An 18,138-nucleotide genomic window follows, 5' to 3' on the forward strand; every position below is an offset into this window, starting at 1 on the left:
CAGCGTCAGCCGTTGACCCGCTCAACGAGGACAACGGAGTAGTCCACGGGCAGGGAGATAGCAGCCGTTGAAAAGAGCTGCACCTCAACCCATCCCGCCGAACTCAGAAATATGGGGACCGTCCCGGATACGCCCTGCCCGCCCGTCGACGAAGCCATATAGGCACCGTGATATTCGCGGGTCGGCGTGACCAGCTTTACTCGGGCGGCAGTTGCACCACTGGGCCACGTCTGCTGGAAGGAGACCCTCCAGCTCCCGGCATCCAGCGGGATTCGCGCGGGACTTCCTCCACTCGGCGCCATTCCTGCGACGCCGTCCAGGACCGTGTCCCACTCAATTCCGGTGTATGTCGAAGCCGACAAGTTCCAAGTGGCAGCACGGGCAAGGGACACAGAGCCTCGTGGGCCCGTCGAAACCACTCCGACGACGAGCCAAGAGCCGCCCGGGGCGCGGTCGACCTTGACCGTGTCGCCCACGTCGGCGGCACAGTGCGACAGGCGCCTGACGTGGGCGACTGGGCCCGTCGACGTGCTGATATCCAGCGTGCCGTCAGCATGTACCGCCGTGACCGTCGCCAGAAGCCAGCCGGCGGACTCCTGTGCCACAGCACGGGAGGACGCGCGGTGCACGGCTGCTGCTACGCGGCTGGGCATTAGGCGTCATCCTTCCCGCTCCGCAGGGTGACACTGAAATCTCCGTCGGCTGTCAGCGGGATCTGCGCCGACTGGAGAAGGAAACGTTCCGCGTGCCCTGAGTAGGCAATTCGCAGGACGTCATTCCCCTCCAATGCCGGATTTGGAACGCTGTCGATGGCTATTTGGATGTTCGCGGCGAGTCCCTCAGCAAGAGCCGCGTCGGCTGCGCTCTGGCAGGCCCCTTCGGAAGTCCAGAGGGACGAAGAGATAGACTTCGTCACCTTGCCGAAAGGACCGCCCCACCTCGTCGGGCTCGACGGATCAAGATCCTTGGCCATTGCGCTGATTGTCGTAGAGCCGGATCCACCCTCACCGCTAGCCACAACGGCGTTGAACACCGCCGTTCTCGACATCGTTCGGGCCGACGCCATGAGCGCTCCGCCTTCTCCCTCTGCGATGTTCCATGCAACCGGAGCCGTGGAGACGTCGGGAGTGTCGGCGACTACGAAACGGTCCAGTGCGTCGACGTAAACCTCCGCCTGCATAGCCGTTGCGACTTTCTGGACACACTCCCAACGATCAGTTCCGACGTCCCAGACTGCGACGCCGCAGGGTGGATTCCGCTCGTCTGCCGTTGCGTTGATGATTGTCGAGTCAGGCAGCGTTGAACGGATGAGCGCAGTGATCGCATCAACGCAACCTGTGTAGCCACGTGTTGAAGTCGGAACCGTCAGAGCGTCATCGATGATGAGGCACTCGCTCGAATGCCCCGACAGCGTCACCGGACCGTAGAGGGTGTCGCCGGAGGGCTCGCTGATGCGGAATCGCCCGAGCGGAACCATCTCCGTCGAGCCGTCGCTGTAGCGAATTCCGCGTCGGACGACAAGGTATTGACCGTAGGACGCCAGCATGTCGGAGGCGTCCCACGGGAGGTAGGACGGATCCGCCACGGTGAGACTGAGCGTCCGCCGTGTTTTTGATCCGCGGTCCACCGTGACGGAGCCGTCCGCCACCGGAATTCCGGCGGCCGTCAGGGCTCCGTCGTAGTAGGCGTCCACCTCGACGACCATGCGGTGTGAAGTAGCAAGCGTCGTCAAGAACTTCGCGCTCACGGGGTGCATCAGGGCGCCCCCACATAGACGTCAGTCCACGTCGCGGCTACCTGCATAACACTGAGCCAATCCAGGTGCTCCGCGGCCACGTCCGACCAAGTCCGGTCCGCGCTGCCGGCGGTGCCGCCGATGGGGCGGTCTACCTCTGTCAGCGCGAGCGACCACCTACGGTCGGCGTAGTCGGCGATCCGGGCGAGCCGCTCTTCCGTGACGTCGCCCACCTGGACGTACACGTCGCGCTCGCCCCACGTGCGGGGCCACTGGACAAGCAGAGTCGCTCCGGTGTCCAGCAGCCACCACATAGCGTCGATTTCCTGCTGAGTCTCAGTGACGAGGGTCATCGAGCCGGTACGCGAGACGCGGACGTCGGTGATGACGACCGGGCGCGATCTTCCGCGGACGGGGTGCACCCCTTGCCGCGCGGAACGCTGCCAGGAGGGGAGACCCTCGACGACAGCGCGCGTCTGCCTCGCGGGCAAGCCTGGGTCCTTCAGGACGATCTCCGTGTCCGCTACGTCGGTCAGCGTCAGTGGGTCGGAGGTGGCGGCCGTGTACGCGGAACCAGTGAAGAGCTTCAGGTAATAGCGGACCGCGATGCCTAGCGGCGCCTCGTAGTCCTCCGCCACGCCGACGTCGCCCGTGATCGGCACTGCCGTCAGGTCGCCGTCGGAGCCGCGGACGGGGACGAGCGTGCCGGACGGATCCATGCGCCAGAGTCCCCAGTGCGTGTGACTTCCGGTCGTCAGGCCGCGGAGGGTGAGCCGAGCACCGTAGGCGCCAGGTATCTCCTCCGCCAGGACGCCCATACCGCCGGGCGCTACCTCCACGCGGTCGACGTAGAACAGGGTGTCGGCGTCAGGGTTGACGAAACGAATCCCGATGATCGCCGTGTCCGCGTCGGACGGCGCAACGGCGCTACCCGTCGGGGCATACCAGCCGGCGGAAGCACCCATCGACCAGCGCACGGACGTCGTCGAGATCGTCGAGCCGTCCGGGCGACGCCAAGTGAACTGGAGATCCACGAGGACCGGCGCGCCCTCGTCGGCGTGGTAGATCATCGGCGACAGGTGGTAGGCCTGTCGGCCGACGACGGAGATCGGCTGGGAGTTCAGGGCGACGGTTGCGTCTCCGCCTCCGTCCGCCGTCACGCGCAGGGAAGCGACGCCCTCGAAGGCTCGCGTTGTCGATCGGGCCCTGGAACAGTTCGCGACCGGCGTCCACTCCAGGGACGTGACCTCAAAGGAAGCGGGCGAGTAGCCGATCAAGTTCCCCGCCGGAGACGGGGCGCGTCGGAGTGTGATCTGATCGAACGTCCACACCTGGTTTGTAGCCGTCGCCACGGCCTCCAGGACCACGCGGGCGTGGGTGGCCTCCGGGGGTGCCGTCGCAATGACGGCGCAGCGCGTCCATGTGCTTGGACTCAGGCCGGTCCACGGGCGGGAACTTGTCGAGAGGAGCGCGCCGGCCGCATTCTGCCACCGGATCTGAACGCGTAGCTCCGACGCCCCCGCCGGCAGATAGGCCCACACGTCGGCGACGTACTCAACTCCGACGGACATCGGTACCGGCGTGACCGTCTGGCAGCGCGCCACGTCGATGGCCGTTGCCGTGAGCTGAAGGGAGTACCAGCCCTCATACGACGTCGTGCTCGTCCGCCCGACACTCCCGTTCCAAACAGGCTGCCAACCGGACGCATCCACCTCGGACCCCTGCACCGCGTACGAGAGCAGGTTCCCCGGGATCTGTGCCACGGGCCCGAGTGCAATGGCGTCGATGGACACCGATGAGCCGGCCGCCATACCTGTGACGGTGACAGTCACCTTCGCCGCGATGGCGTCAGGCTCCCCGTCAATGGCCTTAGCGATCACAATCGGCGGAGGCGTCGTCCACCCCGTCGACGGGAGCGTCAGGGGCGCGCTCGTCGACGTGCCGATGATGATGTCCGTGGGCGGGAAGCTCCGCGACCACACGATAGACACGGTGACCTGACGCCCGGACGCGGACGAGGCGTTCGCAGCGTAGGCATACGCCGTGTAGATCACGCCCGGAGTCACCGGGACGTACGAACGGGTCGTTGCCGACACGGTTCCTGCGGCCGTCGCCGTCAGTTGGAGGCTGCCCTCCCCGTTGTATGCGCGCGCCGTCGTGCGGATGATGCTTGTGTTTGCCCCCGCCACCCATCCGTCCGCGTCGGAGATGCCCGACACGGACGCGGGCAGAAGGTTGGTCTCTACGCTCATTCGCCCCTCACCATCGGCTCACCCCGCGCGGGGCGGGCGTACGGGTTGGCCGGGGCGTCCACGGCCGGCGCATCGTAGACAGGGACGTCGTCCCTCTCCGTCTGCGCCGGATCCGTGGTCGTCTCGGTCTGCGTCACGTCCACACTCCTGTGTCGATAGCTGCTGCCGTGGCTGCGTCGTAGGCGTCCACCTCGGTCCGCACGATGTCGGTAATTTCTCGGTCGCCGACGAATACGCGCACGTCAGCGTGCACCTGTGCTCCGCCCGTCGCTGGCGTCATCCTGCGCAGGCTCGCAGCCTGGCGCACCATGGCCTGCGAGTCTGTTGAGCTGTAGACCTGCGCCGGGGAGAGGAAGCGGACCAGCTCCGGCCCGTGCTCGCCCACCCACGCCGTCTCGCCGATGCCGGGGAAGCCCCCGTTGCCGTAGCCGCCGGGGCGGTCGTAGGCAGCAGGGAGGGATCCGTAGCGCGAGAGGGCGTACCGCATCGAGGCGTAGATGTTCGCCAAGGGATTCGTCGAGACGCCGTACAACTTCGGCCCGACGTTCCGGTATGCGCCCGCGTAGGCGTCGAAGGTTGGCTTAATGACCTGAAGGAGACCCACGCTCGGGGTGCCGTTCCGCCAGTTGATGTCAGTCCGGTTCACCGCAAGCGGGTCACCGCCCGATTCCTGGTGCATCCGTCGAAGCGTCGTGTCGACGAGCCCCGCCGGCTGGCCGACGAGGTTGAGGGCCTCCGCCACAGTGCCGCGCCAGCGCTGAACACCTCGTCCGCCGCTTCCGCGGGCTCCGCCGGCCGTCAGGTACTGCATCGGGTCGACGGGGCGGTTATTGACGCGCGCCTCCAGGTGGAGGTGCGGGCCTGTGGTGTTGCCCGTGTCGCCCACGCGCCCGATGACGTCGCCACGCGCAACCGACTTCCCCAGCGCCGTGCCGATGGACGACATGTGCGCGTACAGGGACGAGAGACCGGAACCGTGGTTGATCATCACGTGGTTGCCGTACGGGCCTCCGCCCGTCGCCATAGTCACGCGACCAGCAGCCACGGCACGGATCAGGGTGCCGATCGCGGCGGGGAAGTCCAGACCGGTGTGATGGCCGGACGCCCACATGGATCCTGCGACACCGAATTTGGTGCCGTACTTCGCGTTGACGGGCTGACCCCAAATTCCGCCCGCTCCGCCCCCGCTGAAGTCGAACCATTCCATGACCTTGCGCTTCAGCCCGACGATCATGCGCGCCGGTATGTCCGCCATGGACGTAGCCCACGGGTTCCTACCGAGGGAGGAGACTTGGTTCTTCACGCCCGACGCAAGCTCGTCGAAGATCTTGCCGGGGTTCGTCAGGGCATCCCATCCGCCCTTCAGAACGTCGCCGATGGATGATCCTGCACCCTTCAGCCATCCGACGATGCCGCCGTCCGCGTATGCAGGCATGCCGCCCGCTATTGCACGCTGGACGCCGGAGATTCCGCCAGTACGGGCAGCGGCGTTCCAAGAGTTGATCCTGTCGGCGCCAATCACACGCGTCCATTCCGGTCGCATGACGGCTTCACCGCCACCGACCGCAATTACTCGGTCGTCGCGTCCCGGGGAGTAGCCGGACATGATGCCGCCGGTGTGGAAGCCCTTGAATTCGTCGAGCTTTCCAGCGCCGGTGATCTTCGCTACGGCATTCCACACAGGGACGACGCCGCCGTTGTATACCACCTTGGCTATGAATTCGACGGGACCCTTTGCGAGATCCTTCAGACCCGCCCAAGCCTTGCCGATGTGGTCCCGAACTCCGTCGAAAGCCTTCCCCATGAGTCCGAGGATCGTTTCGATCATGTCGAACTGCGGCTTCAGGGCTACTCGATACAGCCACCCTGCCAGGTCACCGATAGCGGTGAACGCCGGCTTGATGTATGTGTCGTAGACGCTCTTGGCGACCTTTCCGACGATCTCGAATTTCGCCTGGATATCGCGAAAGACTGGCTGGAGATGCTTCTCCCACAGCCACACTGCGATGTCCGCGAAGAACCGGAACGTCGGCCTGATTGCCGCCTCCCATAGCCACATGGCCGTGGCTCCGAGGGTCTTGAGTAGCAGGTAGATCGGTGTGAGCACCGCGACGGCCAAGATCTGGAAGAGCATCTTCGCCGCCTCCCAGATGAACCGGAAGGAAGGACCAAGCGCGTTCTGCCAGACCCACACTGCGATATCGCCGACCCGCTTCAGGAGCCACCAAATTCCGGTGAAAGTGGGCTTCAGGGCGCCGTTCCACAGGGCCAACGTTGTGGCCTTGATGAACGCCCACGACGCGTCGACAAGGTCCCGGAACCAGTCGACATTTTTGTACGCCCAGATGATGCCGGCAGCGAAGAGCGCAACCGCAATGACGATCGCGGCTATCAGCGGAACAATCCCCGTCGCCGCTAGCGCGGCCGCCCATCCTGCCGTCACCAGCGTTGCGCCGGCTACGGCTACGGAATAGATGAACATGGCCGCCTCGAAGGCCACCATGCCGAGCGCTATTGCCTTTTGTGCGAAATAGAGACCCCAGAGAACCTGAATTACGCCGGGTGCGTTCGTCGCGAGCCACGAAAGGCCGTTGATTAGTGGCGTCATGACGGCGAACATGGTCACTGACAGCGGCGCCAGAGCTTTAGCGACGTCGAGTGCAGCCCGCAGCAGGTCACCGATAAACGCCGCAAGTCCTGGGCTCGTCTCCTTCACGTAGGCGAGAAAGCGCTCAAAATCCGGGCTTCCTCGAAGGCTCGTCCCCCACTTAGCAAAGCGTGCTGTGATTCGGTCGGACGCAGCTGCAATGCCGTCCATGTGCGGAAGGAATGCGTCGACGATGCCGGCCGCGCCCTTCAGGACGTTGCCGATCGCCACGCCGAGCCCGACGATCGCCGTCTCGGCCTCGTCCTTGATCCCCTGCTTGAAGCGGGTCCAGAAGGGGTTCTTGAGCTGCGTTGACGCCTTGTCCATCAGGGTGTCAATGCCCCTGGCAGCCGCCAGGACGAGCGGCGTCAGACCGGGGAGGGCCGCCTTCGCACCGTTTACGCCGCGTGTGAAGAGCGGCAGGACGGCAGGCTGCAAGTCCTTATGCCACGCCTTGAACGCGGCCGACAGGCCAGACGGCCCCGCGATGGCGTCGAAGAGCTTTCGGCCCTCCGGCGTCAGCTTCGCAAGTGCCTTGCGGTACTCGTCCGACTTCGTGATGGCCTGCGTGGTCGTGTCGATGCCCGAGAGGCGAGCCGACTCCACGCCACGTTCCGCGGCCTCCACGGACTCCGCAGCCTGCACAGACGCGTTCGCCGCGTTCTCCACGGCGTCCGCTACGCGACGCTGGGCGTCGGCAACCGTCTGGGCGGCTTCGACCTGCGCACGGGCAGCCGCCGTCTGCGCGTCAGCGACGGCCTTCGTCTCGTCGATCACGGCCTGTTGGGCGTCCCGAAGCCGCTCCTGTGCAGTCTTGACGCGCTCCGACCCGTCGACGCCTTCCTTCGCTGCCTTGTCCCGCTCCTTGCGGAGTTCGGCAAGGTCGCGCTTCTGCTGACGTGCCTGTTCAACTGCCTCGTCGTAGGCAAGCTGCGCTTCCGCCCGCTGGAGGTCCGTGGCCGTCGGGTCCTTCATGACCCGGGCCAGCTCCTCGCGGGCGCGCTGGACGCGGAGGACGGCGCCACGCTCGGTGAGCGCACCTTCGACGACCTGATCATTCAAGTCTCGGAGCTGCTGGGCGGCAGCCTCCCGGGCCTGCGTCAGGTCTTCCTCTGCCCGCTGCGCGTTGCGCTTGGCGTCGACGAGGGAGCGCTCTGCGCGGGCTACGTTCTCTGCCGCCTGGCGGCGCTGGTCGGCAGCACGCTGGGATGCCTGCGCGAGCGCACGTTCGGCGTCCTCCACGGCGCGGTTGGCCTGCGCAATAGTGCGGGCGGCGTTGCGGTGAGCGGCGGCGAGAGTGTCCTGTGCGCCGGCCATCTGGAGTGCTCGTTGCGCCGCCTGGACAGCGACGGCAGCGCCATTCGTGCTCGCCTTCGACGCGTCCTCGTCGGCTGCGCGCTTCGCCTGGAGCGCTTCCGTGATGCCCTTGATCGCAGGAACCGCAACGAGCGCCAGGGCGCCGAGACCGGCCGCACCTGCCGTCGCCATGGCGGCGATACCGCCGAGACCAGCAAGCAGCGCAGGAGCAGCAGGAAGAGCCGCCAGCACGGCGACTTGAGCCGTCAGGTGGAGAAGCGCCGAGCTTGCAGCCGCCGTATCGACGTCCACCTTGACCCGCGGATCTGCGGCGTCTACGGCTGCAATCTCCGCCCGGATCTCCGCCAGAGCCGCGCGGGCCGTCGCGGTGTCCGCCCGCACGGCCACGTTCGGGTGCGTGGCGCCCAGCCGGCGAAGCTGCTCCTCCAGCCGAGTAACCTCAGCTACAGCCGCCTCCGCCGAGACGTCGATGCCGATGCGTCGGCTGCTCAGCGTCTCCAGGCGGGCGCGGATGCGCGCGAGCTGCGCGTCGACGCCCGTGTCGGAGAGACGGACGTCGAGGCGGGGCATCGAGCGGTAGGCGATTTCGAGCTTCCGCCGCAGCGATCGTGCGAATGCACCGCCGGCGTCGTCACCCGCAGATCCTGCGCTTCGGGTTGCAGCTCGTCCTCCCGACGTTACCGCCGACGGAATCGCAATGGCGATATGACGGGCCATCTCCCGGCCCATGCGCTCGCCGGCCTCCCGGCCCACCCTGTCAGCGATAGGCAGGACTTGCGCCTTCAGACGGCTGTGGAAATTGGGGACAATGGGCACGACATCGACGGCTGCACCGCCTACGACATCCAGGTCCGGCATTATGCCTCCGTCGGCTGGTCTCTCAGCCGCGGGTCAAGTACGCGGCGCATTTCATCCGTCATCCGCGGCGCCTGGCGCGCGGACTTCGGTGGGACGCCGGGTCTCGGCATGGGGGAAAACTCGGGCGGCTTCCCCCCGGCCGCTGAGATGGCGACGAGTCGACTCATTACCAGCTCGTCGCGAATCGCGGCGAGAAGCATTTCCAGCGTGCTCCATTGCCCGAGGTCCGGGCGTGCAGCTTGCGACGCCTCAGCAAGCTCGCCAGGATCGACTGAATTGCGGATGGCCGTCTTTGTCGCAGACTCCGGAGGGAGGTGCTCAATCCATATCCGGAGGGTGCGGATTGACGTCGTCCCACGGTAGACGTCGAGCACTCGCGCGCCGGGGTAGTACCGCGGGATATCCGCCTCTAGCGCCTCCGCGTGCTCTTCGAGGATCGCGAGGGTCGCGAAGACTTTCCCGGAGCCTCCCCGGCGGCCTCCATTGCGGCGGTGGTGAACTCGTTGATCTCCTCAAAGGTGGCGTCGATCTCAATGAACGTCGCCACGTCCTCCGGGTGGAGGGCCCCGCCCTTACGCGTACCGTCCTTGTCGAGGGGGCCAGCCGCCCAACCGTCATAGTCGCCTTCGCGCAGTGCTCGAAGGTAGGACGGACGCCACAGGGTAACGGGCTTGATCCGCAGCTCAGAGCCACAGAGGTCGGCAGCGCCGTACACCTCCGTCGCCTCGTTCTCCTGAGCCTCAGCGGGGGTGGTAGCAGACATGCGCGGGTCTCCTAAGTCGTTGTGGTTGCGCGGGTCTTGTGGAGCTGAATTGCGGAGCTAGCGGGACCCGGACCCGCGCAGATACGGGCCCCGCTGGAATAGGTCGGATTACTCCGGGAAGAACGCGGAAACGTCGACGCCGCCGTACTTGATCGACTTCTTGACAGCCGCCGCCGAACCGTTCTTGAAGAACTTAAAGGTCATCTGGACCGGTACAACGTCAGTGGTCTGCGACTGCTCGTCACCCCGCTCCGACACCTTTCCATTCGGCATGTAGTACCGAAGTCGCTTGGTGCCGTCCATCGAGTCGAAAATAAACGCGTAGCGCAGGTCGTTCGGCTTGTCAGGAAGGTCATACGTCGCCACGTCGGTAGTCGGCTCCAGCGATGCAATCGGTACGTTGTCGTACAGGGATCGCACAGCGGGATTCAGCATCTCCAGGAAAGTGACCTGCGTCGTCTTATTCGACTTGACCAGGAGCGTGCGAATCGGGTCCAGGCTGCCAGCCGCCTCTACGTCCTTCTGCTCTTCCTCCAGCTTGAAAAGGCCGCCTTCGGTTGTCACCCAACCCAAGTTCGTCCAGCCTGTAGCCGGGTCAGCAAAAGCCGCTGGGGCGGCCGTACCCCGAGCTGCGTAATACACGATGTAGTCGGTTCCGCCGAAAGTCAGATCGGCATTGCGGGTATCCGCCATCAGCCCTCCAGGGCATGCGAAAGACCCGAATGCCGTCGGCAATCCGGGTCGAAATGTTAGGGGTTAGGCGTTCCGGAGGCTCACGGAATACGTGGCGCCGCGACGGTGAACGGCCGGGTTCGCCCACGGCCGGCGGGACGGGCCGGACGGACACGTCACGCCGCGGATGACGGCGCCGGGTACCACGCCGGTCAGGAAGAGCAGCGCGTCACGGACGTCGGCGGACAGCTCCCGCACCTCGTCGGCGGAGGCCGCGAAGACGTCAACCTCTACCCGCGGGTTGCGGCCGAATCTGCCGTCCTCCCCGCCTGTCCGCTGCACGCGGATAAAGGGGAGTCGTTGCTCCAGGTCCGCGGGAGTCTCTGCGCCGGCGGTAACGTCGAGGGTGGCCTCCAGCCAAGGGGCAAGCACGGCTTCTACGTCAGGCACTGTGCCTCCCCTTCAGAGCCTCGATGGCCCGGCGCAGGGGGGCATACTCCGGGACGCGGCCGTCGCCGAACTCAACACGCCACGCATGCGGAGCGCTGTTCATCACGCGGGCTCCAGCGCGCTGCCGAGGACGACCGCGGAACGGCACGTTCTTGTAGATCGGCGTCACTGTGAAACTAGCCGTGTACATGCCGGGATGGCGGTCCTCCGTCGGATCACCGACAGGCGCCGTCGCCTCCGCCTCCGTCTTCAGCTTCTCCGCGGCTGCCAGACACGGAGCCTGGAGCCACGGGCGTGACAACATCGCGCCGATGCCGGAGTACCGGCCGGTGTAGCGAGATCGGTATGCCATCAGCCGGTCACCTCCTGGACGGCGACTTCCACACGGGCAAGGGATGTGAACGGGAACACGAGCGGCCGGCCCACCACCTCCCACACCTCGTCGCCCCGAATGATGCGATCTGCGGGGCGCACGTCGGTACCGAGAGGAGCGGCGAAAACCCGCCTCGTCGTCACGGTCGCCGATGCCTCGCTCGTCTCCGACGAGGATCCGACGGTCACGCCGTAGGGGCTCATCACCGCGCAGTTGTCGACACGGATGCTGATGGGAGGGCCTGGCACGTATGACCCAGTCGAGTCGCGTACCGGAGCACCAGGGCGTCGGATATAGCAAGTCTCTGACATCAGAGCGGCGATCAGACTCACGACGCCTGCCATACCGACGTCGCCGGCGCCACGTCCTCCGGGCTGATGTCGAGCATCGCTGCACCCGTCGGCATACCGACCGCACGCCGCAGCCGGCGCCGCTCGTCCTGCGAGAGGACTACACCGGTCTGCGCGTCCTCGTACGTTACGAGCATGCCGCCCGCTTGCTCCGACCGACGGCCGGCAGGGTTCGTCAGGATCCGGGCTGCAACCGCCAGAGCAGCGGATTTCACACCAGGCTGAAGGGGAGTGGTGAGACGATCACCAACTTCGCCGCGGATGGCGTCGAGCGTCAGCTCATGGGCAAGGTCAGTGGACTCCTGCGGAAGCGGCTCGCGCGTCAGAGCGAGGAGTTCACTCCTCGTGAAGAGCAGCATCAGGCGCCTTTCGTCGCGCGGCTGCGCGCTTGGCAGGTGGCTTCGGCGGTACCAGCTCCGTGAGTCGACTCACGGAGCTAACCGGCGCCTCTACCCACGCCTTTGGGTTCGTGATCTTCGACGCGGCCCACGCAGGGACCTCGTCGGCGGGGCTGAAGATGTGACTCCGGCCCTCTTCGTCCGTCACGTGGACGTACGCTGCAAGACGTGCCATGCGTAAGTGACTCGCGTTTCTGATCAGAGGACGTCGGCGACGAAGCTGAGGTCCGGAGCGGCAACAACGGGCAGCGCAATGGCGGTTGCCCGCGTCCAGATGGTCTGAGGGTCCTCGGACTTGTACGCGCCGACCGCAATACCCGCCTCCGAGCCGGCCAGGCCGTAGCGGGGGTCATCCGCCTCCACAGGCACTCCCCAGAGGGTCTGTCCGAGAGCGTCGCCGAACTCCGGGAGAAAGAGGATCTTGTCTTCAGGAGTAATCCGCGTAGCTACCCCACCTACCGACACCTGCGCGTCGTAGATCACAACGGGAGGAATGTCGAAGTCCCCAAGAACGGTGTTCAGGGCGTCGCGCGTGAGCACCGTGGGCGGGTTCTGCGTGTTAGCCAGCTTCGTCAGGCCGACGTTCCGCCGCAGGAAGTTGTAGATCTTCCGCGACATGAGGGTGTAGGCCGGAAGGCGTCCGTTCGTGGTGTTGTAGGTGTCAAGCCAGCTCGACAGGTCACCGTACGCATCAGCCGTGGCAAAGGTGCTCCACGGAGTCGCTGCCGAGACGCTGTGACCGGCGGTCCGTCCAAAGTCCACGGCGGCCTGAACACCCTCTTCGTTCAGGTTCACACCAGCAGTGAACAGAGCCTCACCGCGGGCGAGTTCCATCCTGGCCTCGATTGCGCGCGCCTGGCGAACGCCATCGTCGAGCATGGCATCACGGATCTCCGCGTTCTGCGTGTCGATGTTCCGACGCCGGATACGCTCGTACTCGCCCATAGCGATCTTTCGGGAGATCGGAGGCAGTTCCCCGCTGACGCGCGCGCCACCAGGACGGGTGCCGACGGGCGACGACGCGTCGTAGGCTCGGAAGGTCGCAGCCTCCGTCAGCCCGCCTCCGCCGCGCGTAAACCTGTAGCTGAGATCGTTGATCGTTCGGTTGGGGAGCCAGCGATCAAGCGAGAACTGATTCTCGTCCCGGTCGGCCAGCGCCGCTCGGGCATAGCCCGTGAGTTCCGCGGGGGTCGCGAACTCGTCAATGAGCTGCATAGTTTGGGGTTACCTCTCAGACGAAGATGACGCGGGCGCCGAGATCGGTCTTACCCGCGGCGTCGACGGCGACGGGAAGCTTGCTCTCCTTCACCGCGCAGTGGACGAGCATCGAGCCGACCGCAGACGAGAGCGTCGCGCCCCGTCGCGTTACGACCTCAACGCCGGTGTAAAGGAAGCCGACGCAGACCTGTCGACCATCCGACGCACCGTCGGCGTAGGGGCCGTACTTGCCGGAGGCCGTGATCTTGCCAAGCGGAATACCGCTCTTGATGTATCCGTCGGGGTAGTGCGTGCCCGCCGTAAACGTCGAGGTGTCGAGGGTGACGCTCAGGACGATGTCGGTCCCGTGCGCGCCGGCAAGCCAGTCTCGCTTGTCCTGGGTGAACGATTCGGTGATGAGGCCGAGATTCATGTGTCCTCCGGTGAGGGGTTGTCAGTTCTTGCCGTTGCGCAGGCGGTACAGCTCCGCGCCCGCGTCCACGGTCTTGGCGCCGCCCCCGACGTCGGACCCACGGTGCCCGCCGGATCGCGAGCCGCCCCCGCCACCTCCGCCGCCCTGCGGCGTGCCGAAGTCGGTGAGGATCTGATCCGCAGACGCTTCCAGCTCCTCCCGCGTGGATCCGCGGAGCCATGCGGCCTGTGCCGGCGTGAGGGTCTTCGATGCAGCGACCTGCGTGCGCAGGAGTTCCGCCGTCGCAGACGCAGCCTTGGCCCGTTCGGCGTCAGCTTCCGCCTTTGCGTCGTCGCGCTCCTTCTGGAGCCGCTCCGTCTCAGAGAGGTCAGCCGCCTTGCGGGTGGCGAGTTCTGTCTCAGCAGCGCGCAGACGCTCCAGCTCTGCGGCGTCCGGAGCTGCCTTCGCACGGGTTTCCCATGTCTGCGAGTGGTGGCGCCAGTAGGCGGACTGATGCTCAGGGGTCATCTCGCGCCACGGAGTGCCGTCGGGGAAGCCATGCGCGTTGATCTGTGCTCCGCCGCCTCCGCCTCCGCCGGCGCCGGGGTCGTCGTCGCAGAGCGTCCAGGGCTCCGCGGCAAAGGTCAGAAGGTTGCGACGGGCAAGGGTGCGTCGAGGCATGGTGGTGTCCCCTGTCGGGAGTCGTCAGCCCGTGGCGGGCGTCAGGTCGGAAGTTTGATGTCGTCGGGGCCGGTGAAGCGCTGTCCCCGGTAGCCGAGTACGGGACCGATCTCTCCGTGCTCGCGAGCGATGATGATCTTTCGGTAGTCCATGGCGCGGCCTCCACGGTCGAAGGTGCCTAGCGCCTCTTCGACGAGGTCGTGAATGCGCTCTAGCCGCTCCTCATCGATGATCTGGCCCGGGTCCTCGTCGGCTTTAATGAGCTTGATCGTGCAGTCACAGCCGGGGTGGATCGGAGCTAGGTCGCGCTTTCGGTAGCGCTGTGTCGAGGCGATCATGCAAAGCGCACAGTCGTACTCCCCTTCCAGCACGCGCACGGTGTACTCGAAGCGGGGCATGTCGTCGCCCACCTCGCGCACGGTGTGCGTACGGGCTAGCTGAAGATCCGTCTGTGTGAGCGTCTCCAGCCGATGAGATCCACGGTCAAGAGCGACGTCGAAGGATTCACCCTTGGAGAGCGCCGTCCAGACGTCGATGAACGGGCGCCGGTAGACCTCTTCCGGATCCACGCCGCGTAGTGCGCGGCCGGTGACTCGGTCTAGGTCCAGCTCCGTGCGCGACTCCTCGTCGATCTCGCGATACAGCCGCTCCAGGTAGGAAGTCGTCAGCGTGGCTATCTGGCGCTGCCCAGCCAGGATGACGGGGAGGGCGCTCCGCTGAAAGCGGTCAACGTCCTCCCCGCGCCAGGAGCCAAGCCCCAGCCACGAGCGGTTGACGCGCCACAAGGTCGTCGTCCATACGCCGCGGATAGCCGTACCGTACTGACGATCAAGCCGCGTCAGGCTCACGCGTGATCACCGTCCGAGAGTCCCGTTCCTTCGCAGCTCTGCGGTCCTGGAGCTGTGGTGGCTGCGGACTGTCCGCCGGCGTCGCATTAAGAGCGTCGGCCGCACGATCCACCTCCATGCGCGCGATCTCGCCCGGGGTGTACCGCATGTCGACCATGCGCTGACGCCACGGGACGCCCGCGGCGCCCTTTTTCACAGCAGCGTCGGCCATCTCGGAGACGCTGCGGAATTCGGGGTCCGCCCAGAGCGTCTCTGCGCTCCAGGCCTCTGCGCGCTGCTTGTCGTCGAGGACTCGGAAGGCGAGCCGCATCGTCTGCTCCCACGACTCACCGAAGTTTCGATTCCTGTCGCGCACCTTCGAGACCAGGCCGGTTTCTGCGGCCGAGAGGGCGTCGCCTGAAACGTTCACCACGGCGCCGATGAGGTAGTGGGGCGGCGTGCGGGTGAGCGCTGCAAGATCCTGAACGCCGGCCTCGACCGCCCGCACGTACGGGACGAGGTCGGTCGCCGCGAACTCGCCGAACTTCGTCTCAGGGTCGCCGCTCGTCCACAGGCTCTTAATGTCCAGCTTGTACGGCTGGATCTTCTGGCCCGTGATCGGGTCCTCGTCGACCTCCAAACCTGCCGCAAAACGCTGGCGGAACGCCCCATACTTCATGGCAGCAATCAAGTTGATCAGTGACAGATTGATCCGGTTTTGCACGCTTAGGACGTCTTCGTGCTCCGCGAACCCCTCGGGCCGGCGGTTGCGCCGGTTGACGAACGGAACGAGAGGCACAACCCCAAGGGTGTTCGCCTCCACGCCGTCAGGCACGTCAGGAGTCGCCCACGCATCCCACGCACGTAGCTCCGCAGTTGACGTGGCAAACACGGGGGTTGCCCTGCGCGTAGCGAAGTAGTGGATCTGGTCAGGCAGCCACAGTGTTGCGCGCGTGGTTCCTGTCCAGTCGTCGCGCCAAAGCTTCAGTCCTGCGGCAACCTTGCGCCTGCTGCCCCTCTCGTACTCCACGGCTACCTGTGTAGGCGTCTCGTGGGTCAGTACCGGCCGCCCGTCGCTCCCGCGCTCCACCAGCATGAAAGCTCGTCGCTGAGACAGGGCCCCGTAGTGGACAAGCCCGGAGTCAGCGTCGAGGCTGTTCTCCTGCCAAATCCGGTTCGCTTCGTCGTCAGCCTGTTGGGAGGACTTGCTCCCACGCGTTGCCTCACCGAACCGGAAGCCGTCCACACGCATTCGCTCTGCGGTAGCGTCGATGACCAGCGACGTCCAGTTGGTACGCGCGTCGCGCATCCACTCGCGGGCCTCTTTGGGGTCAACGCCTTGAACGGCGGGCAACGGCGGGCGCCCTTCGGCGAATTTCCGGAGTGTCGTAAGCCCCGGTTCGGTCTCGCCGTCCTCATGGCGGTCGTCCCGCTCGTCAAGGATCTTCTTACCTAGCCGCTTCAGCCACCATCCGGGAGATTCAACCCTCGTAGCTTCGATAGGCACTTACGGACCTCCCTCAGAAGGCGACGAGACGGTTCGAGCGCTTCCTGCGCTTCGTGATTCCGAGCGCCACTGCATCGGCGCGACATTCATAGGCAAGGACGGCGCTCATGGCGGCGTCGATTTTCTTGGGGCTCTTCGCGTGTTCCTTGCCGATGCCCATGTGATTTCGGCCCATCGGCCGGCGACGAGCGTTCCGCACGTGGCGAGTCAGCGTGGCTCCACGCGTCAGAGCCTCCGACTCCTCGTCGGGGTCTAGGGATTCGGCGTGCGACAGCGCTTTGTCGTCGACGGCTTCCATGAAGCGATCGAGAGCTGACTCCATCGCGGTCGGACGGTTCGTCCACCACTCCAGCGGTCGCGCTTGCGTCGCACGCACCTGGAGCTGCTCGCCATGCTCCGATGTCCACCTGTCCACGTAGTCCTGCCAGTGCGGCGGATCGGCGTAGAAGCCGCAGACCTCGTATCGGTCGAAGGCGCGGTTGACGGCGTTGTCGACGCTCTCGCGGTCGACCTGCCAGCCTTCGCCTTCGGGCCCTTCTGGCTTTTCCCAGCAGCCGAGCAGCATGACGTGCCCGTCAGAAACGCGACAGGCCGTCAGCGCCGTGGCGTCGTCGCGAATGGAGCCGTCGAAGCCGAGCGTGATCAGGTCGCCGGCGGCTATCTCTTCCGCACGTCGGCAAAGTGCCCACGCATCCGGATCCATCCACGCATCGGAGGACATCGTCCGGCTGTTGAGAAAGTACCGCTTGCCGTCTGCGGAGTCATTCCGGAGGTCGTAGAAGTCATCGACAAGGGACTCCAGATCCATCCACTCCATGGCATCGCCATAGGCGTCCAGGAGAGCGGCTCGGAGTTCGTCCTCGTCCTTCAGGTTCTTGCACTCGCCCCAGCGGTGGTCGTACATGAGGCGGGCGCGACCGCGTTTCTTACGGCCGTCTCGGATCGCTTCCGCTTCCTCGTACGTGCGCTCTGCAACGGAGTCTTGACCCGGGGCGAACATCGTCGTGGTTTCGAGGTACCACGTTTGCGCACCGCGCTTCCTCTTCCGGAGATTTCGCGTGACGGTGGCGTACATGCGCCGGAGTTCTGGGGTGTTGTAGAGATGAGTCTCGTCAAAGCAGACCCACGTCTCTTTACCGCCGTCCTTCGACGAGGATGAGGCGGTTGACGGCATGATCTCTCCGCCGTCAGGGAGAATGATCCGGGTCAACCCAACGTCGACGTTGGGGATTTGACTTAGTGGCGACGCCTCGTCGGTCAAGTTGAAATGGATGGTGTCGAACACGTTTCCGGTCTGGCCTTCCTCCGTCGCCATGATGCGGAGATACGGCACTTTGACCGGACGGCCCATAGGCTCGCCGGCTTCGTAGACGTACTCGAAACCCAGCCCCCACGGATCGCGGTAGACCTCTCCGCCCTCCGCCCAGCCGGCGAAGCGCGCGGGGCCGAAAGCTTCGAAAAGGCCTATTCGGGCGCCTAGTCCGGACTTGTCACAGCCCTTTGGGCGCGAGAAAAAGGCGCTGTCGTAGAGGAGTCGACCCTCGTCATCATCGACCGCGTAGCAGTCGACTACGAAGCCCGTGTACTCGTCTCCGTGGCGCACTGGCTCGCCCTGGACGTCGCCAGGGCCGTGCACTACGAAGTACTCCATCCATGCGACCGCCATCCACCCCAGAGAGCGGGCGCGGTCATGACCGGG

At 65.7% G+C, this 18,138-nt stretch carries 17 protein-coding genes; all 17 read right to left on the reverse strand.

Translation table 11 applies throughout. The features are described from left to right. Nucleotides 1–5: 5 nt before the first annotated feature. The 17 genes from OG764_RS09395 to OG764_RS09475 all read right to left on the reverse strand — a co-directional run bounded on the left by OG764_RS09395 (nucleotide 6) and on the right by OG764_RS09475 (nucleotide 18,090). Nucleotides 6–653 carry a hypothetical protein gene (locus tag OG764_RS09395; RefSeq protein ID WP_328967955.1) on the reverse strand — a complete coding sequence of 216 codons (648 nt, stop codon included), beginning with the start codon at nucleotides 651–653 and terminating at the stop codon, nucleotides 6–8. Beyond that, entirely contained in the window at nucleotides 653–1,756 is a 1,104-nt protein-coding gene (locus tag OG764_RS09400) for a DUF5047 domain-containing protein (protein ID WP_328967956.1), read from the reverse strand. The genes OG764_RS09395 and OG764_RS09400 overlap by 1 nt, the downstream gene beginning before the upstream one ends. Continuing rightward, entirely contained in the window at nucleotides 1,756–3,987 is a 2,232-nt protein-coding gene (locus tag OG764_RS09405) for a hypothetical protein (protein WP_328967957.1), read from the reverse strand. The genes OG764_RS09400 and OG764_RS09405 overlap by 1 nt, the downstream gene beginning before the upstream one ends. Beyond that, nucleotides 3,984–4,124: a hypothetical protein gene (locus tag OG764_RS09410; RefSeq protein ID WP_328967958.1), complete on the reverse strand. Its 141-nt coding sequence runs from the start codon at nucleotides 4,122–4,124 to the stop codon at nucleotides 3,984–3,986. The genes OG764_RS09405 and OG764_RS09410 overlap by 4 nt, the downstream gene beginning before the upstream one ends. Continuing rightward, nucleotides 4,121–8,809: a peptidoglycan DD-metalloendopeptidase family protein gene (locus OG764_RS09415; protein ID WP_328967959.1), complete on the reverse strand. Its 4,689-nt coding sequence runs from the start codon at nucleotides 8,807–8,809 to the stop codon at nucleotides 4,121–4,123. Before OG764_RS09415 ends, OG764_RS09410 begins: the two co-directional genes overlap by 4 nt. A gap of 409 nt (nucleotides 8,810–9,218) precedes the next feature. Beyond that, nucleotides 9,219–9,572 carry a hypothetical protein gene (locus OG764_RS09420; protein ID WP_328967960.1) on the reverse strand — a complete coding sequence of 118 codons (354 nt, stop codon included), beginning with the start codon at nucleotides 9,570–9,572 and terminating at the stop codon, nucleotides 9,219–9,221. 108 nt (nucleotides 9,573–9,680) lie between these two features. Then, complete coding sequence (locus tag OG764_RS09425) at nucleotides 9,681–10,265, reverse strand: phage tail tube protein (RefSeq protein ID WP_328967961.1); 585 nt, start codon at nucleotides 10,263–10,265, stop codon at nucleotides 9,681–9,683. A gap of 63 nt (nucleotides 10,266–10,328) precedes the next feature. Next, nucleotides 10,329–10,694: a hypothetical protein gene (locus OG764_RS09430; RefSeq protein ID WP_328967962.1), complete on the reverse strand. Its 366-nt coding sequence runs from the start codon at nucleotides 10,692–10,694 to the stop codon at nucleotides 10,329–10,331. Further along, entirely contained in the window at nucleotides 10,687–11,046 is a 360-nt protein-coding gene (locus OG764_RS09435; protein WP_328967963.1) for a hypothetical protein, read from the reverse strand. Before OG764_RS09435 ends, OG764_RS09430 begins: the two co-directional genes overlap by 8 nt. Continuing rightward, entirely contained in the window at nucleotides 11,046–11,255 is a 210-nt protein-coding gene (locus OG764_RS09440) for a hypothetical protein (RefSeq protein WP_328967964.1), read from the reverse strand. Before OG764_RS09440 ends, OG764_RS09435 begins: the two co-directional genes overlap by 1 nt. 140 nt (nucleotides 11,256–11,395) lie before the next feature. Beyond that, entirely contained in the window at nucleotides 11,396–11,776 is a 381-nt protein-coding gene (locus OG764_RS09445; RefSeq protein WP_328967965.1) for a hypothetical protein, read from the reverse strand. Nucleotides 11,777–12,013: 237 nt separating this feature from the next. Further along, entirely contained in the window at nucleotides 12,014–13,030 is a 1,017-nt protein-coding gene (locus OG764_RS09450) for a major capsid protein (protein ID WP_328967966.1), read from the reverse strand. 16 nt (nucleotides 13,031–13,046) lie between these two features. Next, nucleotides 13,047–13,445 (reverse strand): head decoration protein, encoded by a 399-nt coding sequence (locus OG764_RS09455; RefSeq protein WP_328967967.1) that lies wholly within the window; start codon nucleotides 13,443–13,445, stop codon nucleotides 13,047–13,049. Between the two features lie 21 nt (nucleotides 13,446–13,466). Further along, nucleotides 13,467–14,105, reverse strand: coding sequence for a hypothetical protein (locus OG764_RS09460; RefSeq protein ID WP_328967968.1), 639 nt, complete (start codon nucleotides 14,103–14,105; stop codon nucleotides 13,467–13,469). Nucleotides 14,106–14,146: 41 nt separating this feature from the next. Further along, nucleotides 14,147–14,953, reverse strand: coding sequence for a hypothetical protein (locus tag OG764_RS09465; RefSeq protein ID WP_328967969.1), 807 nt, complete (start codon nucleotides 14,951–14,953; stop codon nucleotides 14,147–14,149). Beyond that, nucleotides 14,934–16,439, reverse strand: coding sequence for a phage portal protein (locus tag OG764_RS09470; RefSeq protein WP_328967970.1), 1,506 nt, complete (start codon nucleotides 16,437–16,439; stop codon nucleotides 14,934–14,936). Before OG764_RS09470 ends, OG764_RS09465 begins: the two co-directional genes overlap by 20 nt. A 13-nt stretch (nucleotides 16,440–16,452) precedes the next feature. Continuing rightward, entirely contained in the window at nucleotides 16,453–18,090 is a 1,638-nt protein-coding gene (locus OG764_RS09475) for a terminase (protein WP_328967971.1), read from the reverse strand. Nucleotides 18,091–18,138: the final 48 nt, after the last annotated feature.

It is taken from the genome of Streptomyces sp. NBC_00239 (genome assembly GCF_036194065.1).
In the GTDB taxonomy this organism is placed as follows: domain Bacteria; phylum Actinomycetota; class Actinomycetes; order Streptomycetales; family Streptomycetaceae; genus Streptomyces.